General features: G+C 61.0%; 15 protein-coding genes. 14 read left to right on the top strand and 1 reads right to left on the bottom strand.

What is annotated here, in order from left to right; translation table 11 throughout:
- Positions 1-24: 24 nt before the first annotated feature.
- Positions 25-843, top strand: a complete 819-nt coding sequence (gene minD / locus AC1DE4_RS15205; protein ID WP_025660267.1) for a septum site-determining protein MinD — start codon at positions 25-27, stop codon at positions 841-843.
- Positions 840-1,100 carry a cell division topological specificity factor MinE gene (gene minE / locus AC1DE4_RS15210; RefSeq protein WP_018858057.1) on the top strand — a complete coding sequence of 87 codons (261 nt, stop codon included), beginning with the start codon at positions 840-842 and terminating at the stop codon, positions 1,098-1,100. The genes minD and minE overlap by 4 nt, the downstream gene beginning before the upstream one ends.
- 57 nt (positions 1,101-1,157) lie before the next feature.
- On the opposite strand, the gene AC1DE4_RS15215 is transcribed toward minE, so the two are convergent.
- Positions 1,158-1,751 carry a TetR/AcrR family transcriptional regulator gene (locus AC1DE4_RS15215; RefSeq protein WP_025660268.1) on the bottom strand — a complete coding sequence of 198 codons (594 nt, stop codon included), beginning with the start codon at positions 1,749-1,751 and terminating at the stop codon, positions 1,158-1,160.
- Between the two features lie 234 nt (positions 1,752-1,985).
- Here AC1DE4_RS15215 and AC1DE4_RS15220 point away from each other — a divergent pair, with 234 nt between their 5' ends.
- The 12 genes from AC1DE4_RS15220 to AC1DE4_RS15275 all read left to right on the top strand — a co-directional run bounded on the left by AC1DE4_RS15220 (position 1,986) and on the right by AC1DE4_RS15275 (position 15,655).
- Entirely contained in the window at positions 1,986-2,459 is a 474-nt protein-coding gene (locus AC1DE4_RS15220; RefSeq protein ID WP_112647604.1) for a 2Fe-2S iron-sulfur cluster-binding protein, read from the top strand.
- Entirely contained in the window at positions 2,459-3,442 is a 984-nt protein-coding gene (locus tag AC1DE4_RS15225) for an FAD binding domain-containing protein (protein WP_477881927.1), read from the top strand. The genes AC1DE4_RS15220 and AC1DE4_RS15225 overlap by 1 nt, the downstream gene beginning before the upstream one ends.
- A complete protein-coding gene (locus AC1DE4_RS15230; protein ID WP_477881929.1) occupies positions 3,439-5,733 on the top strand; it encodes a xanthine dehydrogenase family protein molybdopterin-binding subunit in 2,295 nt (764 codons plus the stop codon). Before AC1DE4_RS15225 ends, AC1DE4_RS15230 begins: the two co-directional genes overlap by 4 nt.
- Before the next feature lie 574 nt (positions 5,734-6,307).
- Positions 6,308-7,057 carry a glycerophosphodiester phosphodiesterase family protein gene (locus AC1DE4_RS15235; protein ID WP_025660272.1) on the top strand — a complete coding sequence of 250 codons (750 nt, stop codon included), beginning with the start codon at positions 6,308-6,310 and terminating at the stop codon, positions 7,055-7,057.
- Between the two features lie 72 nt (positions 7,058-7,129).
- Positions 7,130-7,834, top strand: a complete 705-nt coding sequence (locus AC1DE4_RS15240; RefSeq protein ID WP_025660273.1) for an HAD-IA family hydrolase — start codon at positions 7,130-7,132, stop codon at positions 7,832-7,834.
- Between the two features lie 119 nt (positions 7,835-7,953).
- Positions 7,954-8,841 (top strand): sugar-binding transcriptional regulator, encoded by an 888-nt coding sequence (locus AC1DE4_RS15245; protein WP_477881977.1) that lies wholly within the window; start codon positions 7,954-7,956, stop codon positions 8,839-8,841.
- A 265-nt stretch (positions 8,842-9,106) separates the two neighbouring features.
- Positions 9,107-10,735 (top strand): ABC transporter substrate-binding protein, encoded by a 1,629-nt coding sequence (locus tag AC1DE4_RS15250; protein WP_477881932.1) that lies wholly within the window; start codon positions 9,107-9,109, stop codon positions 10,733-10,735.
- Positions 10,736-10,824: 89 nt separating this feature from the next.
- Positions 10,825-11,841 (top strand): ABC transporter ATP-binding protein, encoded by a 1,017-nt coding sequence (locus AC1DE4_RS15255; RefSeq protein WP_477881934.1) that lies wholly within the window; start codon positions 10,825-10,827, stop codon positions 11,839-11,841.
- The gene (locus AC1DE4_RS15260; RefSeq protein WP_025660277.1) at positions 11,838-12,821 is read left to right on the top strand and encodes an ABC transporter ATP-binding protein; all 984 of its coding nucleotides are present in this window, start codon (positions 11,838-11,840) and stop codon (positions 12,819-12,821) included. Before AC1DE4_RS15255 ends, AC1DE4_RS15260 begins: the two co-directional genes overlap by 4 nt.
- 11 nt (positions 12,822-12,832) lie before the next feature.
- Positions 12,833-13,759 carry an ABC transporter permease gene (locus AC1DE4_RS15265; protein WP_477881937.1) on the top strand — a complete coding sequence of 309 codons (927 nt, stop codon included), beginning with the start codon at positions 12,833-12,835 and terminating at the stop codon, positions 13,757-13,759.
- Positions 13,760-13,808: 49 nt separating this feature from the next.
- On the top strand, positions 13,809-14,648 hold the full coding sequence (locus AC1DE4_RS15270) for an ABC transporter permease (protein WP_477881979.1): 840 nt from the start codon (positions 13,809-13,811) through the stop codon (positions 14,646-14,648).
- Between the two features lie 92 nt (positions 14,649-14,740).
- Positions 14,741-15,655 (top strand): TIM barrel protein, encoded by a 915-nt coding sequence (locus tag AC1DE4_RS15275; protein ID WP_477881939.1) that lies wholly within the window; start codon positions 14,741-14,743, stop codon positions 15,653-15,655.
- Positions 15,656-16,112: the final 457 nt, after the last annotated feature.

The raw sequence follows: 16,112 nt of genomic DNA on the forward strand, positions 1-16,112 counted from the left end.
CTGGCTATCACACAGGAGAGAAAGATGGGGAAAGTCATCGTCGTCACTTCGGGCAAGGGCGGAGTGGGCAAGACCACATCCACCGCAGCCCTCGGAGCAGCCTTGGCTCAAAGAAACGAGAAAGTCGTTGTTGTCGACTTTGACGTCGGCCTGCGCAATCTCGATCTTGTCATGGGCGCTGAACGAAGGGTCGTTTACGATCTGATCAACGTCATCCAGGGGGACGCGAAGCTTTCGCAGGCGCTGATCCGTGACAAGCGACTTGAGACGCTCTTCCTGCTGCCGGCATCCCAGACGCGCGACAAGGACAACCTGACCGCGGAAGGCGTGGAGCGCGTAATCAACGACCTGAAGCGTCATTTCGACTGGATCATCTGCGACAGCCCGGCCGGGATCGAGCGCGGTGCCACGCTTGCCATGCGCCACGCCGACGTCGCCGTCGTCGTCACCAATCCCGAAGTCTCTTCAGTGCGTGATTCCGACCGTATCATCGGGCTGCTCGACTCGAAGACCGCGAAGGCCGAAAGCGGAGAACGGATGGAAAAACATCTGCTCCTGACGCGCTACGACCCCAACCGTGCAGAACGCGGTGACATGCTGAAAGTCGATGACGTGCTGGAGATCCTCTCCATCCCACTTCTCGGCATCATCCCAGAAAGCTCGGATGTGCTTCGCGCATCCAACATTGGTGCCCCCGTGACCCTGGCCGATAGCCGCAGTGCGCCGGCGATGGCCTATTTCGATGCTGCGCGCAGGCTGGCGGGTGAGGAATTTCCAGTCGTCGTTCCGGGAGAAAGGCGGGGCATCTTCGGTAAAATCTTCGGACGGAGGGCCGCTGCATGAGCATCTTCAGCATCTTTGGCAAGCAAAGGACCGCGCCAGCGGCCCGGGAACGACTACAGATTCTACTCGCGCATGAGCGCGTTTCGGCAGGATCCGATCTCGTATCGTTGCTGCGCGAGGAGATCCTCGCCGTGATTGCCAAACACGTGCAGGTCGACAGCGAACGGGTTCGCGTGACGATGGATCGCGACGAGCATATGTCGATCCTCGAGATCGACGTCGAAATCCCACTGGGCGCGACCGTCCGGGCAGCATGAACAAAGGGCGGCGCCACGAGCGCCGCCTCCCGCTTGGCGCAAAGCCTGGCGATGGCGTTATTTCTTCGTCCGCAACCCATCCATCAAGAGACCGATCAGCCGGTTCGAGCGATCCCGCCACTCCGCAGATGCCGGTAGCGAATAGATGCTCGAAAGGGCGTGCAGAAGGTCGCTCGTGTCGATATCGTTTCGAATGAAGCCCTGATCGGCTGCCGCTCTCAGGAGCCGTTCAACGGCGCCGCGCAGGATGCCGCTGCCTTCGGCAAACAGCGAGGCGTTGGAGTCCATCAGGATTTTCAAGCTGCTTGCCATCCCCCGCTTTGCGGCAATGTAGCCTACAAAGCGGCGCATCCATTCTTCCAGCGCAGCGTCAGGCGCGTGGCTTGCCGCGAGATCCTCCGCCGCCGCGGCGAGGCTTTCCAGTTCCCGCCGATAGACCACCTCAACCAGATGCTCGCGCGTTGGAAAATGCCGGTAGAGCGTTCCAATACCGACGCCGGCCCGGCGGGCAATGTCTTCCAGCGATGTTTCGACGCCAGCTTCCGCAAAGACGGCGGCGGCGACTTCGACGAGCTTCTCACGATTACGACGGGCGTCGGCGCGCAGTGGCGGAGGTGTCGACTGTGCTGTCTTCGGCGGTGCCGAGGCCAAAATAAGCTCCAAGCGCATTCCGGACTTGACGGCAACCGGCAAGTCACTAGATTAAACGGAGGCTCCTCCGTTTGTGAGGAGGTGCCTTTTACCTCTTAATCCAGAAGGGGGCAGGATGTCATGTCGAAACGTGCCCGGACTTGCTTCCCGTGAGTTTAGGTAGCGCTCCTATTCCCGGCGGCCACCCTCTTTCTGGATTTACATCCAATCTCGTGACGATAGCAGGAGCTTATCATGACACGAACGGTTCATCTTTCCCTGGACATCAACGGACGGCGGCATGATCTCGATGTCGAACCGCGCGTGATGTTGCTCGACGCACTGCGTGAGCAACTTGGCCTTACTGGCACGAAGAAGGGTTGCGACCAGGGGCAGTGCGGCGCATGCACCGTCCACGTCGACGGCAAGCGCGTGCTCGCCTGTCTGACGCTCGCCGCCCAGGTCGAAGGGCGAAGCATCACGACGATCGAAGGACTTGCGGCCGAAAGCGGCGACCTGCATCCGGTACAGACCGCCTTCCTGGAACATGACGCCTTCCAGTGCGGCTATTGCACGCCGGGCCAGATCATGTCGGCCGTCGCCTGCATCCGCGAGGGGCGAGCGGGCTCGGACGACGAGATCCGGGAATACATGGCCGGCAATCTCTGTCGGTGCGGCGCCTATAATCATATCGTGGCGGCGGTCCGCGAAGCGGCGGAGATGGCGTGATGAGGGACTTCAGCTATTTCCGGGCAGGTTCGCTCGACGACGCCCGCCAGCAGGCCACGCAGCCAGGCGCGATGCTGCTTGCCGGCGGCACGACGCTTCTCGACCTGGCAAAATGTGGTGTTGCGGAACCCAATTCAGTCGTCGATATCAGTCACCTCTCGGGCCTGTCGCAGATTGCGGCGGATGCTGATGGCGTTACCATTGGCGCGCTGGCGAAAATGGAAGATGTGGCCCGCAGCCCAGGGATACGGGCCGACTATCCGGCCGTTTCGCAGTCGCTGTTGCTGGCGGCTTCTCCTCAGTTGCGCAATATGGCGACGATAGGCGGCAATCTTCTGCAGCGTACGCGGTGCCCCTACTTCCGTGACCCTGCGACGTTTTCTGCCTGCAACAAGCGCAATCCCGGTTCCGGCTGCTCGGCGATCGGGGGTGTGACCCGTAATCATGCCGTGATGGGTACCAGCGAGGCGTGCATTGCTGTCTATCCAGGGGATCTCGCCGTTGCGCTGGTTGCACTGGACGCCACGATCGACCTCGGTGGCCGAAAGGTGACTGCTGACGAATTCTTCGTGCTTCCCGGCGACACACCCGATCGTGAAACCATCCTTGAGCGCGGCGAGATGGTGGTTGCGGTCCTCATTCCGGCGTCCCCAATCGCCAGACATTCGACCTATCTCAAGATCCGGGACCGCCAGTCCTATGAATTCGCAGCCGCAAGCGCTGCCGTCGGTCTCGAGATGGAGCCAGACGGCAGCACGGTCCGCGACATCCGCGTCGCGTTGGGTGGCGTTGCCACCAAGCCCTGGCGTGCACGAGCCGTCGAGGAGGCTCTGATTGGGAAGCCCCTCGATGCCGGTATCATCGAGAAGGCAAGCCGACTGGCGATGGATGGCGCCATCGCGCATGGCGCCAATCGCTACAAGGTCGAACTCGCGCCGCGTGTCATTGCGCGCGCCATCCTCAATCTGGGAGGTCTCGCATGACCATCATGGAACCCCGAAACAAACGTGGTGATGCTTCCGACGGTACGATCGGCGGTCGCCTCTCGCGCTTCGATGGAAAGCTGAAGATCACCGGTAGCGCTACCTATGCTTTGGAACAGCCAGTCGAGGGCTTGGCCTATGCTGCCCTGGTGCAGAGCCGGATTGCTGCCGGTCGGGTTGTAACGGTCGACACGACGCGGGCAGAGGCTGCTCCAGGCACGCTGCTGGTGCTGACACCCGAAGTCGATCTCGGCCTGAAGGTGGCGTCCGACTGGTACGGAAACCGGCCGGACAACCAGCCCTACCATCCCCTTTCGCACAATGTCAGCTTCAACGGTCAGGCGGTTGCTGCCGTGATCGCGGAAACACTGGAGCAGGCAACCGAAGCGGCAAGGTTGGTCGACATCACCTACGAGGAAGGGCCGGCGGTCGTCGATCTCGATGACCCCGAAGCCGGAGAAGGAAAGCTGCTCGATGCGCTCACGGTGAGCTGGGGCGATGCCGAGACCGCGCTCGCCGCCTCCGCGGTGCGTGTCGAGGCACAGTATCGAACGCCACGCGAATATCACGTGACGATCGAGCCGCATGGCCTGATTGCCAAATGGGACGGTGATCAGCTGACCATCTGGGAACCGAGCCAATGGACGCACGGGATGGCCCGCACCTATGCCGAGTGGTACGGACTGCCCCCCGAAAATGTGCGTATCGTCTCGCCCTTTATCGGTGGTGGCTTCGGCTCCAAGGCAACAGCCTATGCCTATGGCGCCGTTGCAACGGCAGCAGCGCGCAAGCTTGGGCGAGCGGTAAAGCTCGCTGTCGCGCGCCCGCAGACTTTTACGGCCTATGGTGGCCGTGCCGCGACCAGGCAGACAATCGCTCTTGGCGCCAACGCCGATGGCGTGCTGCAGTCCATCGTGCATCGGGGTGTGAGCGAGACAGCGACTTACGCCGATTTCCCCGAGCAGACAAACGCCGCGACGCCACTGATGTACGCTGTGGAGAATTTCAGCGCGAAGCATAGCATCGTACCTGTCAATACGGTTGTGCCGGGAGCTTTGCGCGCCCCTGGCAAGAATCCAAGCGCCTTTGGCCTGGAAAGCGCCATGGATGAGCTCGCCTACGCGGTCGGGATCGATCCTGTCGAACTCAGGTTGCGGAACTACGCCGAGGCGGACCCACAGTCCGGCAAGCCATGGTCGACCCGCCGCTTGCGCGAGGCGCTTGCCGAGGGCAGCAAGGCGTTCGGATGGTCACGCCGCAGCTTCGAGCCACGCTCGATGCGAGATGGCAGACAACTGATCGGCTGGGGGGTGGCGTGCGGAACCTTCCCGGTCCTGCGCGCTTCGAGCGAGGCACTGATCCGAATTCTCGCCGATGGTTCGGTGGAAGTCGTCAGTGGCGCGATTGACATGGGACAGGGCACTTACACGATCCTCGCCCAAACCGCGGCTGAAGTGCTCGGTGTTCCGGTCGAAAGCATCAATGTCCGGCTTGGTGACTCATCGCTTCCCGGCGCTACGGTTGCTGGCGGCTCGATGCTTGCCGGCGCAATCACCGGGGCCGTCCACAAGGCAGCATCGGCTGCCCGCGACGAGCTGATCGAGCTTGCCCTCAACGACAGTGCCTCTCCTTTCCGTGATACTGGCACCAATACGTTGACACTCGCAAGCGGTCGGATTTCAGTGCCTCGCGACGGGGGGCTTTCTGTCTCCATCTCGGAGCTGATGACAGCTCTTGGCCGCGACAGCGTTGAGACACGGCGAAACACTCTTCCTGATGGAGAGCAGGGGCCGGAAGGTCACCGGAAAGCCTGGACCACGATGACAAGCATCAAGGGGCCGACTGCGGGCGAGTTCGCCATGCACAGCTGGTGCGCGCATTTTGTGGAGGTCAAGGTGGATGAGGATTTCGGTACCGTCCGTGTCTCCCGCATGGTCTCGGCCTTCGATTGCGGCAGGATCTACAACCCCAAGCTTACCGAAAGCCAATGGCGTGGTGGGATCATCATGGGGATCGGTCAGGCGCTGCTCGAGGAAGGCCTGGTTGACCCGCGCAACGGGCGCGTCATCAACAACAACCTCGGCGATTACCTCGTTGCGACCAATGCCGACATTCCGCCGATCGAGGTAATCTCAGTTGGCATCCCCGACCTCAACGCCTCGGTGCTCGGGGGCAAGGGTGTCGGCGAAGTCGGCATTGTCGGCGTTGCGCCGGCAATCGCCAATGCCGTCTTTCACGCCACCGGCAAGCGGGTTCGCGACCTGCCGATAACGCTTGAGAAGCTGCAGTGACGAGTGGCTTCGTCGGCTTGCGTTCTGCGCAGGCGACGGGCCGTGCAGCGTAAAGCGCGTATGGCGAGTTCCCGCGCATCCGTGATTGAATTGCGCGGGAATGATTCCCTTATGGAAAAATACATCCGCGACCGCGTGGGTGGCCGGTCATGAATTCGCATCTCCCGTAAGGATGTCGAATGACAAGGCTTCGCTGATATCTCAGCATCGACGGCAGCCATTGGCATTCAGGCACATGAAGCCGCTTCAATGCCGCTAACCGCACCCGCAAATCTTGAACCCGATCAGCACGCCTTGTTCCCGGAACTGAGCATTTGCTCATCCGTGGAGGTAGATGTCACGCAACGGTTATCTGCGCTCACTATACCGTGCCGCTAACGCTGTCCGTTAGGCGGCTAAAGCGCAGACCGAGGGCCCCACGCGATGCCAGCTTCGAAAAGAGGCGTGCGTCGATGCTCCACTCCTGTCGCCTTGGCCGCGAGACGTGACGGTGCCTGTCACATTGCTGGCAGACGAGCGTCGCTTCCGGGAGGCGGCACTTTCGACCAGTTGATCTTTACGGAAGGTATTTCCCATGACGAAAATCGTTGGCCATCGCGGAGCACGAAACAAATGGCCCGAAAATTCGATTGAGGGTTTCAGAAGGACCTTGGAACTCCCTGTCGATGCGATCGAATTTGATGTGCATTTGACCGACGCCGGGGAACTCGTCGTCATTCACGACGCCACGCTTGAGCGTACGACCGAGAAAGCGGGCAAGGTCCGGGCTTTGTCACCTTCCGATCATCAGGCGACCCGCCTCAAAGGATCGCAGGAGTCAATCCCGACCCTTGACGAGGTGCTTGCTCTGTTTGCTTCCTCGAGACCCGTCGAGCTTCATGTCGAGCTGAAAGCCGACGCGGATGGAGCGCATTACGAAGGGCTTGAGGCCTTGGCGGCAGCTGCCATTCGACGTCACGGGCTTGCCGGGCGCAGCCTGCTGACAAGCTTCAATCTGGGGGTTCTCGCGCGGTGCCAAGAGGTTGCTCCCGAAATCGGCCGCCTGTGCTCGATCAATGCCAAGTCCGCCGAGGCGCTGGGTGCGGCTGCGACCTTCGCCAAAGCTGCGGAAGTCGCCGGCCTCGTTGCCATCGAGAAGTCGCTGCTGGCCGCAACCTTTCACGACGTTGCCGCGATCGTTTCACGCGATCGTCTCTGCTGCTGGGTGTTGAATGAGGAAGAGGAGATCGAACACTGGCTCGGGCAGGGCGTCGGCTGGATCACCAGCGATGATCCAGCCCTGGCCCTGGCGCTGCGCGCCGGATCGCGGCATTCGGCCGCTTGATCACTTGGGGCCCCTCAGCAATGGCCTGTGCACGCAGACATGCGAACCACCGAATACCTGAATAGCGAACCTATGAGTAATTTGGATCTTCTGATTTTTGATTGCGATGGCGTGCTGATCGATAGCGAACCGATTGCGGCGCGCACGCTTGCGCATGCCATAACCCAGGCCGGCATGGAGATGACGCCGCGCCAGGTGCTCGTCGAGTTTACCGGAAAGTCGGAGGCTGACTTGCGGCAGATTCTGGCCAGCCGCATCAGCGCCGACCTCGATACCGTTTTTGCCGGTTGGCATGCCGAAATATTTGCTGCCTTCTGCCGCGACCTTCTGCCGATGGAGGGCATCAGCGCCGTTCTCGATGGGCTCGACGTTGCAAAATGCGTCGCATCCAACAGCACGGTCGAACGCCTCAAAAAGAGCCTGGGCCTTCTCGATCTGTGGCCACGCTTTGCCCCGAACATATTCAGCGCCGAGATGGTCGCCGCCCCAAAGCCCGCGCCGGATCTCATCCGGTTCTGCCTGTCCAAAATGAACGCGAGCAGCGCGCGCAGCATCGTCATCGACGACAGCGCAGCGGGTATTCAGGCGGCAGTTGCTGCCGGTGTACCGGCAATCGGCTTCGTGGCGCCAAACGATCCGCGTTCGGGCCGGCGCGAGGCGCTGTTTGCGGCAGGAGCCGAGGAGGTCGTTCTCGGTGCCAAAGAGCTGCTGCATGTCCTGTGGCGACGAGTCGGCAACCAGCACCAGGCCCGGCCATCGGTCGAGGTGGGTGCGTGACGTCGATCGAGGCCGTGACGCAGATGAGGATGAACCAGCGGGGAGGCGGGCGACATGATTGCGAGGCGAGATGACCATGGCGTCTCGATTTCACGGCAAAGGCTGGCTGGCTTTATTACATAGGGGGGCACAGCCAGGATGAGATCGCACAGAAGCTCGGCGTTTCCCGGCAAACCGCCCAGCGTCTCGTATCGCGCGCTGTCTCGCAAGGCTTGATCAAGATCCGGCTCGATCATCCGGTTGGCCACTGCATGAGTATGGCAGCAAGGCTGAAGAGCAAGTTTTCGCTGCAGTTCGTGGAAGTCATTCCGTCCGGCGATCAGGCTCAGGGTTTGAGCGGCGGCCTTGCCCAGGCGGCGGCTGCCGAAATCGAGCGCCGGTTGGCTTGCGACAAGCCTGCCGTGATCGCCATTGGTACCGGTCACACGTTGAAGGCCGCGATCGAGGAAATGGTGCCCATGGAAGCACACCAGCACAAGATCGTTTCCTTGACAGGCAATATCACCCGCGAAGGCTCGGTCTGGTTCTATAATGTGGTCTTCAAGCTTGCCGACCTGATCACGGCGAAATGCTTTCCGATGCCGGTTCCGGTTATCGCCTCGTCGCGACAGGAACGGGTGGTCCTTCACAACCAGCCCGTAATCCGCCAGACACTGTCGCTTGCCGCACGCGCTGACGTTGCCTTTGTCGGCATTGGGGACGTCGGCATTCAGGCGCCTCTTTTCCTTGATGGTTTCATCCTGAAGGACGAACTGAAGCTCCTGCACCAGGCAGGCGCGGTCGGAGAGATTGTCGGGTGGACGTTCGACAAGGACGGCAAGCTGATTGAGGGCATTACCAACGATCGCGTCGCGAGTGCGCCCATTCCATCTTGCAGCAGGACATTGGTGATCGGCGTGGCGAAGGGTCAACAAAAACTGGCGGCGATCCAGGGTGCCCTGAAGGGGCGCCTGATCAACGGTCTGATGACCGACGAGATTACTGCGCAGAGCCTGCTGGGATCATAAGGTCGAGGCGCCCGAAAGGGCGACTTGATCGGCGAATTGTGCATCGCTCGCCTTGGCTCGACGAAGAGCCCGTGAACCAAAATCCAGACGGATTGGGGGCGGAATTCGATGCCTGGACAAGTCGAGATAAGTTAACAAATACAGCATCTTAAATGTCACGTAAACTTCATCGTTTCATCAAGAAACCGACATGCAGTCTGCCATAAAACACCGCGACATTATGACCGATCCATTTCCGTCAAAACTTCGTCAAAGGGGGACCTTCATGCTTTCTATCAATCGACGCAACGTCCTGGGGTTGCTTGGCGCAACGGCAGGCACCGCGATATTGCCACGCTTCGCGTTGAGCCAAGGCAAGCGGCCGTCCGTGACGATCGCCGTGCAGAAAATCACCAATAACAACACGCTTGATATCTGGAACGAGCAGTCGAATGTCGGCGAGCGAGTTTTCTTCCCCAACCTCTGGGAAGGCTTGATCCTGCGTGACTGGATGGGCAATCAGGGTCCAGTTGCCGGTCTCGCCACCGAGTGGAAGCGCATCGACGACAAGACGCTGGAACTCAAGCTGCGTCAGGGCGTGAGGTTCCACAACGGCGACGAGTTGACTGCTGACGATGTCGCCTTCAGCTTTTCCTCCCAGCGCGTGTTCGGCAGCACGCAGCCGGCAGGCGGCAAGACCGTCTTCGAAGACGACAACAAGCCGACGTCCGTCAAGGAATTGCCGGCAGCGGTACCGGGCGTCGGCCGCCGTCTGTGGCCGGCGCTCGCTGGCGTCGAAGCCGTCGACAAGTACACGGTTCGTTTCCACAACGCGACGCCTGACGTGACGCTCGAAGGCCGCCTCTACGCTTTCGGCAGCCAGATCGCCAATCGTCGCGCCTGGGACGAAGCCGGAACCTATGTCGACTGGGCCCGCAAGCCGGTCACGACAGGTCCTTACATGGTCGCCGAATTCAAACCCGATGTGTCGCTGACACTCGTGGCCTTCGACGAATATTGGGGCGGTCGCCCGCCGCTCGAACAGATCCGCTTTGTTGAAGTTCCAGAAGTCGCCTCGCGCGTCAACGGCCTGCTTTCCGGTGAATATGATTTCGCCTGCGACCTTCCGCCCGACCAGATCGCAGCCGTTCAGGCGGCTCCTGGCTTCGAGGTGCAGGGTTCGACGATCAACAATCACCGCATCTCGGTCTTCAATATCCAGAATCCGATCCTGCAGAACCCGCTGGTCCGCCGCGCCATGACGCATTCGATCGACCGCCAGGCGATCGTCGACGCGCTGTGGGCTGGCCAGACGAAGATCCCGGCAGGCCTGCAGTTTCCGTTCTACGGCGACATGTTCGTCGAAGGCTGGTCGGTTCCTGAATACAATCCTGCTCTCGCCCAGGACCTCCTGAAGCAGGCGAACTACAAGGGCGACGCGATCCCCTTCCGGCTGCTCAACAACTACTACACCAACCAGACCGCCAACGGCCAGATCATGGTGGAAATGTGGAAGCAGGTTGGTCTCAACGTCGAGATCGAGATGAAGGAAAACTGGGGCCAGATCCACGATCCGGCAGGCGTCAAGGGGGTACGCGACTGGTCGGCCTCAGCCAACTTCAACGATCCCGTCTCCTCGATCGTTGCCCAGTTTGGCCCGAACGGCGAAGTCCAGCAGAAGAAGGACTGGTCGAACGCCGAGGTCAACCAGATGTCTCAGATCCTGGAAACCAGCACCGACCGCGGGCAGCGCAAGAAGGCCTTCGCCCGTATGCTCGAGATCTGCGAGCGCGAAGACCCGGTCTACCAGGTCTTGCATCAGAACGCTGTCTTCACCGGCATGAAGTCGTCGCTCAAGTGGAAGGCCGCTCCCGCCTTTGCAATGGATTTCCGCGCCAACAACTGGCCGAGCTGATCTCAGCGATGAACCGGATCCGGCGGCGGCGAACCGCCGGATCCATCTCGTTCGTCATGAACGCAACCGCCGACAGGAAGGGTGAGCCGATGAGCAAAGCTGCCGCCAAGCTCGTGGAAATGCGCGGGCTGAAAGTCGCTTTCGATAGCGTGCAGGTACTGCATGGGATCGATCTCGACATTGCAAAAGGCGAGGCGGTCGGCCTGGTCGGTGAATCGGGCTGCGGCAAGTCGGTGACATGGCTTGCCGCGCTGGGTCTGTTGCCCGGCAAGGCGAGCGTCATGGGATCGGTCAAAATCGACGGGCAGGAATTGCTCGCCGCGCCTCGTTCCGCGCTGGAGCAAGTCCGAGGCGGACGCGTCGCGATGATTTTCCAGGACCCGTCAAGCTCGCTCAATCCGGTTCTGAAGATCGGGCGCCAGATCACCGAGGCGCTTCTCATTCACCGCGGCCTTCGCGGCGAGGCGGCAAAGACTGAAGCATGGCGGCTCATGGATATGGTCGGCATCCCGGATGTGCGGCGCCGTTTTGACCTTTATCCGCATGAATTTTCAGGCGGACAGTGCCAGCGGTTGATGATTGCGATGGCCCTTGCCGGCGAGCCGGATCTGCTGATCGCCGACGAGCCGACGACAGCGCTCGACGCGACAATCCAGGCGCAAATCCTGGACCTGTTGACCTCTCTCAGGACCGAGACGGGCATGGCGACCGTTTTCATCAGTCACGACCTCGGCGCGGTGTCGCAGATCTGCGAGCGCGTCTGCGTCATGTATGCCGGGCGCATTGTCGAGGAAGGGATGGTGGACGAGCTTTTCGCTGAGCCACGCCATCCTTACACCCGCGGTCTCTTCGATGCCATTCCAAGTATCGATGGTCCGCGGCAACGTTTGATCCCGATCACAGGGACTGTGCCGGATCCACGGAACCTGCCCAAAGGGTGCTCCTTTTCGCCGCGCTGTCCTCGCGCTGTCGAGGCATGCAGTCACGAGTTGCCTCCGCTTGTTTCGATCGGCCGTGGACGCCAGCTCGCATGTGCTCGGCCGGTCCCGCCAGCCGCGATTGCCGCCGAGACGAGAGACCGCATCGCAGAGGGGATGATGCATTGACGCCGTTGATCGAAGTCCGCGACCTCGTTCGCATCTACCATGTCCGCCGTGGACTGTTAGGTCGCCCGACACCGGTGCGCGCCGTCGACGGTATCTCGCTGGCCGTGATGCCCGGCGAGACCCTTGGCATCGTCGGAGAGTCTGGCTCGGGAAAATCGACGCTCGGGCGTATGCTGCTCGGGATCGACGCCGCACAGGAAGGCGAGGTCGTGTTCGATGGCAAGCCCATGCCGGAAAGCAGAACCCCGGAGTGGCGCAAGCTGCGGGCAAAGATGCAACTTGTCTACCAGGATCCGCTCGCAGCCCTCGACCGACGCCTGACGATTGCCACGCAGCTGTCCGAACCGCTGGAAATCCACCGGCTGATCCCAAGGGAACATCGCGCCGCACGGGTTGCCGAACTCATGAACGCGGTTGGCCTTCGGCCGGATCAGGCCCCACGCTTCCCGCACGAATTGTCAGGTGGCCAACGCCAGCGCGCCGTGATCGCACGCGCAATCGCTTCCCGCCCGAAGCTTCTGGTGTGCGACGAACCGGTTTCGGCCCTCGACGTCTCTATCCAGGCCCAGATCATCAACATGCTTCGCGATCTTCAGCAGCAGCACGGCATCGCAATGGTATTCATCAGCCATGACCTCAAGGTGGTGCGCAACATGGCCGATAAGGTTGCGGTCATGTATCTCGGCCGTGTCGTCGAAGAGGCATCGGCTGACGTGATCTTCCACTCGCCGATGCATCCCTACACGCGCGCTCTGGTATCGAGCGTACCGCGTGCGGGCATCCCGCTTCAAGGACGCACGATCCTTCAGGGCGAGCCGCCCAATCCGGCTAATCGACCGTCAGGCTGTGCCTTTCATCCGCGCTGCCCGCTGGCGCGCGATCGCTGCCGTATCGACGCGCCTCAGCTTAAGACCATCGGGCACGGGCGGACAGTGGCGTGCCACGTGACAGCGGGCGAAGACGCCCGGATTGCAGCATAGGGAATGTTCACATGATCCGCTTCGTTCTCGTGCGGTTGTTCCGGGCGCTGATCACGATCCTCGCTGTCGTGACGTTTGCCTTCGTCGTTTTGCGCATGTCGGGCGATCCGGCGCAGGTCATGCTAGGACCCGACGTGCCGCAGGATTCCATCGACGCCTTCAGAAAGGCGTGGGGTCTCGATCAGCCGCTCTGGATCCAGTATATCGCTTATCTCAAATCGATATTCACCGGCGATTTTGGCGTGTCGATGCGCGATAAGGCGTCAGCTCTTTGTCTCGTCATGGAGCGCGTTCCGGCCACCCTGCAACTGACGGTACCGGCGTTGATCCTGAAACTTGTGATCGGCATTCCAGCAGGCGTCTACGCCGCGCTGCATCGGCAGAGTTTTGCCGATCGCGGGGTCATCCTTCTGGCGATCCTTGGCTTCACAATTCCCTCCTTCGTGATGGGGCTCGTGCTGGTTCTGATTTTCTCCGTCATGCTCGGGCTTCTGCCATCCGGCGGTCAGGACACGTGGATGCATGGCATCCTGCCGACGATCACGATGAGCATTGGGGGGATCGGCATCCTTGCCCGCTTTTCGCGCAGCGCGATGATCGAGGTGATGGGGCAGCCCTATATCCGGACGGCGTCTGCCAAGGGGCTGAAGTGGAGCGACGTCGTCTGGAGCCACGCGCTCCCCAATGCCGCCGTCCCGATCGTCACCATCGTCGGCTTCATGGTCGGATCGCTGATCGCGGGTGCCGTTGTCGTGGAGTCGATCTTCTCCTGGCCGGGCATCGGTCGTTTGCTAGTCGTGTCTGTCAGCAATCGAGATCTGGCGGTCGTTCAATGCATTCTCCTGATCATCGCAGCCACGATGGTCGTCTCCAATCTTGTTGTCGATCTGCTCTATGGCTGGCTCGATCCGCGGTTGCGCTCTCACACAGGACATTGAGGAAAGAAGCATGGCTAATGTCGAACTTGGTGAAGCGCGGACCGTCCGAATGGCAAATGGCAGGACGTCGCGGCTGCTGCAAACCGTACCGCCGCTCGTTTTCCTTGGCATTATGTGGCTTCTCACAATGGTGGTGGTTGCTGCCTTCGCCGACCACATGCGGCCCTATAATATTACCGCCATGGACCTCACCAGCCGGCTTTCCGCACCCGGCTCCAGCAAACATTGGCTTGGCACAGACGAGCTGGGTCGCGACGTTCTCTCGCGCCTGATCCAGTCGATCCGCCTCTCGTTGATCATCGCCTTTGGCGCGACGCTTCTATCAGCAGTCTTTGGCACGCTTCTCGGCTTCGCCGCTGCCCGTTTTCGCGGCGTAGTCGAGCACGTCGTGCTCGTGCTGGCGGACTTCCAGGCGGCCTTGCCTTTCCTGATCATGTCGCTTGCCGTACTCGCCTTTTTCGGCTCATCCATGGTGCTCTTGGTTTGCCTCATGGGCTTCTATGGCTGGGAGCGTTATGCCCGCATTGCTCGCGGCCTGGCCATTGCCGCTGGCGCGCAGGGCTATGCGGCGGCAGTTGTGCAGCTCGGCGCGACCCCGACGCGGGTCTATCTCCGCCACATCCTGCCCAATGTCGCTTCGACCCTCATCGTCTCGATGACGCTGACCTTTCCGGAGATCATCCTGATGGAAAGCGGCCTGTCGTTCCTCGGGCTGGGTGTCCAGCCGCCTGAGACCAGTCTTGGCAACATGGTCGGCTTCGGACGGGAATACCTGACGCGCGCCCCCTGGATCATGTTGGCACCAGCCACGGTCATCATGCTGACGACGCTTTCGATCTCGCTTGCCGGCGACTGGCTTCGCGACAAGCTGGACCCGACCGTCAGCTGAGGCGGACTCAGGGCTCAAGTGTCGCAAGCCAGACCTCTCCATTCTGCGGCGACACCGCCGCAGTTCACACACAATCAACAAAGGACATGCCCATGAGCAATATCATCTCGACCGGCTTCAATTCCGGCTCCACCGACGGAGAACTCGACAGCCTCGAAGCCGATCTGCGCCGCCTTGCTGGCCTCGGTGTGGAGACCGTCGAACTCGGCCTGACGACCATCGACCTGATCGCCGGTGGCCGCGTCGTCAAGGATCGCGCAGAACGCCTGGCCGCACTGACCGCCCAGTTTCCATTCCGCTACACGGTCCATGGGCTCGTATCGTCCAACTTCATGGATCCGGCAACCGCACGCTATCAGATCGATGCCGCCAAGGCGCTCGTCGAGGTCTGCGATCGGATCGGTGCAAGGGTGATCGTACAGCATGGCGGCCACTTGCGCGCCGACCAGCTGTTCGAGCGCGCCACGGCTGATCAGCGCGAACGCGAGGCTCTGTTCGAGCTGGCTGAACATGCCAAACGCTACGACGTGCGCATCGCCTTCGAAAACATCTTCACCACGGAACCGGGCCAGTACCGGCAGACGCCGGCCGAGGTTGCCGAGACGGTTAACGCGGTCGGCCATCCGAACCTGGTGGCGCTGATCGACTTCAGCCATGCCTATATAGAGGCGACCTATCGCGGCCTGAACTTCCGCGAACAGATCCGCGCCATGGCGCCCGTTGCCGGCCACCTGCACGTCCATGATTCCTTCGGTCGTCCGCAGGCCTTCTACAAGCCCTATCATCTTCAGGAATCGACCGCGCTCGGCATCGGCGACCTGCACATGCCGCTTGGCTGGGGTGACATTGATTGGGAGGATATTTTCAGCGAGCTTGAGTTCCTGCCCGGCACCGTTCTGATGATGGAAATCGGCGCCCGCTATCGCAACGAGCAGAGCGCATCGCTTGAGCGCGCAAAGGGTCTCATTGCATTGAACAGCAGCCGCACTGCCGTAGCTGCGGAATAACGGCCGCGAGACGGGCGTCACTACTGGCGACTACATCTCGAGAAGATTGAACTGGGAGGCACACATGAGAAATCCAGATGGCCGCCCAGTATTCCGAGTTGGCTGGCGGCCTGCCCCGGAGCCTCAAGGCGCCTTCATCTCGTGCTATGGTTATGCAAACAATGGAGCCAGCGGCGACCCCGAGTGTGCTATGGCATGAGCGCCGATTAAAACAGGGAGGTTCATGAGAGGGTCGAACCTCCCTGCCACTATTTCTGAAGTGAAGTCTCGTTGGCGGCGGGGATCCGCGAGACGAAGGCTTCGCTCCGTCACATCCCAGGTTGCGACGCTCCTAATATACACTTACCCGCAAAGGTTTCTATCCGCGCAAAAGTACTAAGCAGCTAGTATAAATCATTGCCCCATCTCCCGTTTGTCCCGCTTCGGTGGAGCTCGAAATGCTCTAGGCTTGCGTCCA

The sequence above is a fragment of the Rhizobium sp. 10N414 genome, assembly GCF_056394785.1.